2 protein-coding genes are annotated in these 1,503 nt (G+C 62.1%); both read right to left on the minus strand.

Going from position 1 to position 1,503, the window contains the following annotated elements; translation table 11 throughout:
- On the minus strand, positions 1 to 180 hold a 180-nt coding region (locus EOA38_RS36390), incomplete at its 3' end, for a hypothetical protein (RefSeq protein WP_145966283.1).
- A 214-nt stretch (positions 181 to 394) separates the two neighbouring features.
- Positions 395 to 1,503, minus strand: a 1,109-nt coding sequence (locus EOA38_RS36395; RefSeq protein WP_145966284.1) for an Hsp70 family protein, incomplete at its 5' end; no start/stop codon positions are given.

Raw genomic sequence — 1,503 nt, forward strand, 5'->3', positions numbered from 1 at the left:
CTCAAGGAGGCTGCCGCTCATCATCCAAAGGGAATTGAACCCGAACCCAATAAAATCGCCGCCTCTCTGGATTTCCGCCTGGATCACAAGCGTATCGGCGGGAAATTCTTCCGCCGCGATGCTCAATCCTGGCGTTAGCGAAAGAATTGACAGTAGGATCAGGGACTTGATCTGGCGCATTTTCGTCCTCCCGACATTGAGGCTCATCGGCTCTGCGGCCAAATTGAACGTCGAGAACACAGGTGATTGCCTGCGAGCTTAGGCAGATCACTATACTTGGTTCCGCCCTAATGTCCGTGCCAATTCGGGCGCACCCATCCGAGGGGCCGCTCACCACCCAAAACGGCAGTCTTTGTCGGGTACCAAGCGTCAGGCTTTCACCAGAAAAGAAACCTCAGGCGAACTTCCGTTGCGCATCCAGCGCAAGCCCAAGCCCGACCGAGCCGAACATGTCGCCTTCGATGATGGAGGCCTGCGGCACCAGTGAGAGGATCCGCCGCTTTGCCAATGGGATTGCGGTCGAACCGCCGGTGAGGAACACGGCGGTGATGGCGGAAGCGGAAATGCCGGCGTCGGCGATCGTCTGCCTGACCGTTGCGGTCACCCGGTCGATGTCCGCCCCGATCGTCTCTTCCAGACCGGCGCGCGTGATCTCGGCCGAGAAGCGCGCGCCGGGCAGCGACACCTTCACCTCGGCCGAAGATTGGTCGGTGAGCGCGATCTTGGCCCGTTCGACCAGGCCGGCCATCGCATGCCCGTAACGATGGTCGACAATATGGATGAAGCGGTCGACAAGGTTGGCCCGCTCGGCCTCGAAGCGGATCTGCCTCAGATCCGACATTGCCTTGGCGGTGTAGACCAGGTTGATGCGCTGCCAGGTCGCGAGGTCGATGAAATACCTCGCCGGCAGATTGCGTTTGTGGTCCTTGGTCCGGGTCAGATAGCCGAGCTCGGGCATGACGTGGGCGATGCTGAGCAGCCGGTCGAAGTCGGTGCCGCCGATATGGATGCCGCGATTGGCGAGGATGTCGCCCTTGCGGTCGTCCGAGCGGGCGCGCTCCGGCGAGACGCGAACGACGGAGAAGTCGGAGGTGCCGCCGCCCATGTCGACGATCAGCGCCAGCTCTTCCCGCGCGACGTTCTGTTCATAGTCGAGCGCCGCCGCGATCGGCTCGAACTGGAAGGCGATGTGCTTGAAGCTTTGCGCGCGCGCCGCCTTTTCGAGTTCGCCCTCAGCTTTCGCATCCGCCTCGGCATCGTCGTCGACGAACTGCACTGGGCGGCCGAGCACGACCCGCTCGACCGGGCCGCCGGCATCCTCTTCCAGCCGCTTCTTCAAATGGCTGATGAAGAATCCGATGATGTCGGTGAAACCGATCAGGCGCGCCTTGATGCGCGTCTTCTCGTTGGCCAGCGAACTGCCGAGAACGCTTTTCAGCGAACGCATCAGCCGGCCTTCGACGCTGTCGGTGTAGTCGGCAATGGCGCGGCGGCCGAAATAGG

The sequence above is a fragment of the Mesorhizobium sp. M1E.F.Ca.ET.041.01.1.1 genome (genome assembly GCF_003997355.1).
GTDB lineage: Bacteria > Pseudomonadota > Alphaproteobacteria > Rhizobiales > Rhizobiaceae > Mesorhizobium.